This is a genomic window from Sphingobium sp. D43FB (assembly GCF_002312805.1).
Classification (GTDB): Bacteria; Pseudomonadota; Alphaproteobacteria; order Sphingomonadales; family Sphingomonadaceae; genus Sphingobium.
Genome location: NZ_NMUA01000072.1, coordinates 1 through 6,349, shown reverse-complemented (window position 1 = coordinate 6,349; position 6,349 = coordinate 1). Strand labels below are relative to the sequence as shown.

The window sequence follows — 6,349 nt, the reverse complement described above, 5'->3', positions numbered from 1 at the left end:
GATGCCACCACGTGAGTGGACCATGGCGAAGGCGCAATTTGCCGTGATCTTCGGCGAACGTTTCATCAGAGCCATGGCGGCCTGATGATCAACCGCCCGCCCGCACACGGAAATCCTGACACTCCCGGGGCGATCGCCAATGCGTTCAGGCGTATGGAGGCCGGAATGACAGCAGCCACGAAGGCGATCACCGACAAGTTGCTCACGGCAAAGATTATCGCGTCCGATGAGACGTCCACGCGCACCAACGGCATTGCCCATTGGCAATGGGTCTTCCTCTCGAAAGACGCGGTCCTGCACAAGATCGCCCCGCGCCGGGCGCGCAGTGTTGCTGAGGAGGTGCTGGGCGGCCACCAACCTGATGTGTGGGTCTCCGATCGCTACGCCGGACAGCAGGAACTGGGCAAGGAGCATCAGGTCTGCCTCGCGCATGTCCTGCGCGATGTTCAGTATGCCATCGACTGCGGGGATACCGCCTTCGCCCCCAAAGTCCGCGACCACCTGCGCTGGGCGATCCGCATCGGCAAGCGACGAAGCAGCCTGAAGGACACAACGCTGGCCGCCTACGCTGCGAAGGCCGACAATCTGCTGACCCGCCTGGTACAGATGCCTGTCGCGCACCCTGCGGGACGTGTTCTGCTCAAACAAATCAAGGCTTGGCGAAGCAAGTTCTTCATCTTCCTCACCAACCGCAACGTCCCTGCGACCAACAATATATCAGAGCGCGAGATCCGCCCCTCAGTCGTGTTCCGCAAGGTCACCAACGGCTTCCGGTCCGACTGGGGTGCCCAGATCCACGCTGGATATCGATCCGTCACCGGAACCGCTCGTCTCAGCGGCAAATCGGCCCTCGTAGCCATCCGCGAACTCGTCGACGGCAGATTCATGGTCGCCTGATCAGCCCACCAATTGCCGACCCCGTGAGCAATTACCCAACCGATCCGACTTCGACCTCTGGGGAACGAACCTGACGCTGGAATATGAAATGGGTGATGTAACGCTCAAGTCGATTAGCGCATACCGCGACCAGAAGTCGGTTATCGAATATGACTTCGACGCTACGCCTCATGAGGTTCTACAGCTTACGAACAACATTAAGCTTTGGCAGGCTTCACAGGAACTTCAGTTGATTGGAAAGGTCCTGGACGATCGATTGAAGTTTACATTTGGTGCCTTCTACCTGAAAGAAAAGGGGCAGGATATCGAGCCATTGCGTTTTGGCTTTGCCAATTTCTTCAGCGGCGGCAAGATAAACAATGATAGCTATGCGGCCTATTTTCAGGCGACCTTTGACGTAACCGATCGCCTGTCGATAACGCCAGGTATGGTTGTGTGCGTCAAGTTCTGCAAATAGCGGCCAGGAAGCTGGCTATGCGGCTTGACGCAGATCGGCTTTCTTCATCTCCTTAAGGTCGTTCATGTTGAGATAGCGATTGGCTTCAAGCCAGTTTTCATGGGTCTCGACGGCCAGCGAGCGTATGAGGCGCAAGCAGCTGTCTTCGTTTGGAAAGATGCGCAGGACGATTGTCCTGCGCTTGATTTCCTCATTGAAGCGCTCGAGCATATTTGTGCTTTTCATGTGTTTATGATGCTGCCGCGGAAGCCGGTAGAAGGTGAACGTCTCCTCGATGGTCTCCTCAGCCCAGCTAGTGAGTTTGGGATATCGCGGCGACCATTTCCTGAGCCAGGCAGCCAGATCGCTTTTTGCTTCGGAGAGTTCGCGACGATCGTAAATCCAGCGAAGCTCCTGAAGGCAGTCGTCGTCAGCCTTGCGCGGCAGATGGTCGAGCGCGTTTCTCAAAAAATGCACGTAACAGCGCTGGAACCAGGCATCGGGCAACACCTCGCGAACAGCAGCGCGTAAACCGGCATGGTCATCAGCAACAACATATTCGACACCGCGAAGGCCGCGCTCCTTAAGGCCGACGAGGAAGTCCTTCCAGGAGGATCGGCTCTCACGGTTGGCAAGCTCAACAGCCAAAATCTGGCGCCTGCCTTCCCAATCGACGCCCAGTGCCACGAGCACAGCGCAGGAGCGTACGACGCCTGCCTGGCGGACTTTCTCATACTTGGCGTCAATGATGAGATAGGCGAACGGTTCGTCTAGCCGCCGCCGGGCAAAGGCCGTCAAGCTCTCGTCCAGGCGCTTGTTGATCGCCGAGATCGTCGAAGCCGAGAAGCTGTGTCCGCATAACTCTTCGGTGATGACCTTCACCTTCCGGGTCGACACACCCTGGACGTACATCTCGGCCAATGATGCCACAAGCGCCTGTTCTGAACGCTGATAGCGCTCAAACAACTCTGTCGAGAAACGGCCGTCGCGATCCTGCGGCACACGCAGCTCCAGCTTCCCCACCCGCGTGATCAGCGTCCGGTTATAATGCCCGGATCGATAGCCAACGCGGCCGTCAGCCCGTTCGCTCTTCGAAGCGCCAAGCACATCGGTCATCTCGCCTTCCAGCATCTCCTGCAGCAAATCCTGCACGATCTCTCGCAAAGCATCGCGGTTCGATCCCATCAAATCTTTGACGGCGGCTATCGATGGTCTATTCTCATTCCTGGTCATGGTGGGGCTCCATTGGAGTTGGTGACTTCGAACATCACCAGCCTGCCATGGCCGCTCAGATCCTCAATGGATTTTGCAGAACTCCCCGCACACTACCCCAGGTATTCGCTATACCGATGAGGCGAAGCGCTTCGATCCTTCCGCGCAGGTCATATACCGTGATTATACGCAAGGCGTACTTCCGCCGTATCCGGATGGCGTATTCATACAGTATAGTCGTTGCCTCGTCGGGCAATCGGTACCGCAGCTTCTGCCAAACGGGTTCCCTGACCCGGCGTGCGTGCCCACGGCAGTCAATCCTGGCGGGAATCATACTCTTCCGGCTGTGGAAGTCTCCGCGAAGGCAAAGGAATGGACGCCAGCTGTATCAGCTAACTATAAGTTCACCGACGACGTCATGGGCTATGCTTCCTATTCGAGGGGTTTCAAGAATGGCGGTTTCAGTCAGCGCATCTTCCCGGCTGAACAGGTCACTCCGTCGTTCACGCCGGAATTCGTTACGTCCTACGAAATCGGTTTAAAGACCGAGTTGTTCGATCGGCGCCTGCGTCTGAACGTGGCCCTGTTCCAGTCCGATTATTCCGACATTCAGATCGTCGTGAACGAGGGGATTGCGCCTAAGGTGCGCAATGGTGGCAAGGGACGGATCAAGGGCTTCGAAATCGAAGGGCAGGCCGCTCCGACCGACTGGTTGCGGATTGATTATGGTTTAGGTTACCTCGATGCGAAATATCGATCGGTGGATCCTTCGGCGTTCCCTGTCAATCTCGACTCGAAATTCGCCTTTGTGCCGAAATGGACGACGACAGTCGCGGCTAATGTTACAGCGTTTGACAATGAAAAGGGTAAGCTGACCATCCGCGGCGACTGGTATTATCAGAGCAGCACGTTCAAGGACGCCGTCAATAGTCCACAGCTTTTTCAATCCGCTTACAGCGTATTTGGCGCGAACGCGTCCTATACATTACCTGGAGATCACTTCACAGTAACTGCGGGCGTTACCAATCTGACAGACAAGCGCTACATTCAGGGTGGTTACGTCGATCTGAATGTCGGTGGCGTCGCAGAGGCAACCTATTCTCGTCCGCGGGAATGGTTTCTTAAAGTCGGATATACCTATTGATACTGCAAACCAGGGGCGGCGCCGGTCGTCGCCCTTGGGGTTGAAACATTCAGGTGAGGTAATATTTATGACTGTAGCGGTCTGCCCTTTTTATAGAGTTCTGAAACCATTATATTTGCAGGTTGCTTCCCTGTGAAACGTATTGTGGTCGCCATAACCGGAGCGACAGGTGCGATATATGGGCAGCGTCTATTATCAATGCTGAGAGATCATGGAGGCTGGGAAACCCATCTCATCATGTCGAAAGCCGCCTTGCTTAACATCCGCGAGGAACTTGTTGACGGTCGTCAGCAGATTGAGGATGCCGCCGATGTGCTTCACAGCATTCGCAATGTTGGCGCAAGCATCGCGAGCGGTTCTTTCCTGTGCGAGGGTATGGTGATCGCTCCATGTTCGATGAGGACGCTCGCCGCGGTTGCCAACGGGCTATCCGACAATTTGATCACACGCGCAGCTGACGTCATGCTCAAGGAAAGGCGCAGATTGGTGATGATGACGCGTGAAACACCGCTAAACCTCGCACACCTGCGCAACATGATCGCATGCACTGAAATGGGAGCGGTGATTTTTCCTCCGGTTCCTGCATTTTATAGTCGCCCCATCAACCTGTGCGACATCGTCGATCATAGCTGTATGCGGGTGCTCGATCAGTTTGGCGTACATGGTAACATACAGGATCGCTGGCAGGGTCTTACCGGCGAACGCGCCGAAACTTCGACCCCACTCCAACCCGAAAGGCAGTGATGATGGATTGGATGATCAGACGTAGGGATGTGTTAGGGGCCTGCGCGGCCGGAGCTGCAGCGACAGGCTTGGGAAGCTTTCTTCTCAGAATGCCAAGAGCGCACCATGGCGTCACGTTGGTTGAGGAAAGCGCCGTCCCCGAAAGCCGCCAGTTCGCCTCCGCGTTGGCTGTTGGCGGATCAGTAGATAAAGTAATCCGTATCGACCGCTCGCTCAACGGGTTGCTCGAAGAGCTCGAAGCGCCAGTAGGCATGATTGTTGGGCTAACCTCTGACCCCGCCGCGATGATCGCCGGCATGGTGTTGAGCCATCGTGGCGCTTATTCGCGTCTTCTTTGGCAACATCATTATACAGACAGTAGGTGGGTTCATCGGACCGTGGGCGAAGCTCGCCTCCTCGAGGCCGCCGCGCACGACTGGCCAGTGGCGGTCGCGCAAAAGTTGCGTGACGCCGTTGATGGCAGATCTGAGCCATCGGCGAACATCTGCACATCAGCCGAGTGCTCGCTGCCCGACAGCAGCCCGGGTATGCTGACTTCGTGGGTTTATGAATTGGAAGGACACCGGCCATGAGCCCTATTGTTCCCCAGGGAATTGCACCTGCCGACTTCGAAAAGGCGCTTGACGAGCTCGTCGGGGTGGTAGGCAAAGCGTGGGTGTTCATTGATGAACAACCTCTTTCGAGTTATCGCGACGCTTATTCGCCACTAGCCGATGATGCCATGCTGCCGTCCGCAGCGGTTGCACCCGACGGGGTCGAACAGATTCAGAAGATCCTGGCGATCGCCAACGCATACAAAATCCCGCTCTGGACGATCGGCACCGGTCGAAATCTTGCCTATGGCGGCCCTGCCCCCCGCAAGTCCGGCTACGTCATCCTCGACCTGCGACGCATGAACAGAATTCTCGAAGTCAACGAAAAATACGGTCACGCCCTTGTCGAACCGGGTGTATCGTACATGCAGTTATACCGGCACCTGCGCGCAATTGGCAGTAAGTTGTGGGTTGATCCAGCTGCACCGGCATGGGGCGGCGTGATGGGCAACGCGCTGGAGCATGGGGCAGGCTATACGCCTTATGGCGACCATTTCATCATGCAGTGCGGCATGGAAGTGGTGCTCGCTGACGGCGACGTGATACGGACCGGCCAGGGGGCTCTTGCAGGCTCGAAACATTGGCAGGCGACCAAGCACGCCTCTGGGCCTCAGTTCGACGGCATGTTCACCCAATCAAATTTCGGCGTAGTTACCAAAATGGGCATCTGGCTGATGCCTGAACCCCCCGGCTACAAACCTTTCATGATAACTTACCAGCGGGAAGAGGACCTCGAGGCTATCTTCGAGATCACGCGCCCGCTCAAGGTTAATCAGATAATCCCCAACGCCGCTGTCGCAGTTGATCTTTTGTGGGAAGCGTCTGCCAAGATGACGCGTCATCATTACTTCGACGGCAAGGGCCCCCTGCCACCTTCAATCCGCACTCGGATCGCCTCGGACCTGCATTTGGGGATGTGGAATTATTATGGGGCGCTGTATGGACCACTTCCTGTGATCGCGAACAACTGGAAGATCGTCGAGGACGCGCTGATGAGCATCCCGGGGGCCAAATTGTATCTCAACCGTGAGAACGACCCGGCCTGGGACTACCGCGTGCGACTGATGCGCGGCGAGCCAAATATGACTGAATTTAGCATCATGAACTGGGTTGGTGGCGGCGGGCATATTAACTTCTCACCGATATCCGCGCCAAGTGGCTCGGAAGCTCTTGCGCAATATAATCTCATCAAGCGGCGCTGCCACGACCATGGCTTCGACTATATCGGTGAATTCCTGGTCGGCTGGCGCGACATGCATCACATTCTGATGATCATGTACGACCGGGCCGACGAGGCTATGCGCAAAAGCGCCTACGACCTTT

Annotated in this window: 5 protein-coding genes and 2 pseudogenes; 6 read left to right on the top strand and 1 reads right to left on the bottom strand. The window is 56.3% G+C overall.

The window, feature by feature from the left end; all coding sequences use genetic code 11:
- Window positions 1-120: 120 nt before the first annotated feature.
- Window positions 121-897 (top strand): annotated as a pseudogene (locus SxD43FB_RS22685) (transposase); the annotation flags it as partial.
- A gap of 49 nt (window positions 898-946) precedes the next feature.
- Window positions 947-1,354, top strand: a pseudogene (locus SxD43FB_RS22680) (TonB-dependent receptor); the annotation flags it as partial.
- Between the two features lie 15 nt (window positions 1,355-1,369).
- Here SxD43FB_RS22680 and SxD43FB_RS22675 read toward each other — a convergent pair.
- Window positions 1,370-2,566 (bottom strand): IS256 family transposase, encoded by a 1,197-nt coding sequence (locus tag SxD43FB_RS22675; RefSeq protein WP_096064056.1) that lies wholly within the window; start codon window positions 2,564-2,566, stop codon window positions 1,370-1,372.
- A 73-nt stretch (window positions 2,567-2,639) separates the two neighbouring features.
- Between SxD43FB_RS22675 and SxD43FB_RS22670 the strand changes: the two genes are divergently transcribed.
- The 4 genes from SxD43FB_RS22670 to SxD43FB_RS22655 all read left to right on the top strand — a co-directional run.
- Window positions 2,640-3,689: a TonB-dependent receptor gene (locus tag SxD43FB_RS22670; protein WP_255245868.1), complete on the top strand. Its 1,050-nt coding sequence runs from the start codon at window positions 2,640-2,642 to the stop codon at window positions 3,687-3,689.
- 132 nt (window positions 3,690-3,821) lie between these two features.
- Window positions 3,822-4,433: a UbiX family flavin prenyltransferase gene (locus tag SxD43FB_RS22665; RefSeq protein WP_096064055.1), complete on the top strand. Its 612-nt coding sequence runs from the start codon at window positions 3,822-3,824 to the stop codon at window positions 4,431-4,433.
- A gap of 116 nt (window positions 4,434-4,549) precedes the next feature.
- Window positions 4,550-5,005 (top strand): hypothetical protein, encoded by a 456-nt coding sequence (locus SxD43FB_RS22660; RefSeq protein ID WP_255245867.1) that lies wholly within the window; start codon window positions 4,550-4,552, stop codon window positions 5,003-5,005.
- On the top strand, window positions 5,002-6,349 hold a 1,348-nt coding region (locus SxD43FB_RS22655), incomplete at its 3' end, for an FAD-binding oxidoreductase (protein WP_096064054.1). The genes SxD43FB_RS22660 and SxD43FB_RS22655, both read left to right, overlap by 4 nt.

What these genes read in the sequence shown, in the direction of transcription:
- SxD43FB_RS22675 (WP_096064056.1), bottom strand. Translation starts at nt 2,566, where the DNA reads ATGACCAGGAATGAGAATAGACCATCGATAGCCGCCGTCAAAGATTTG.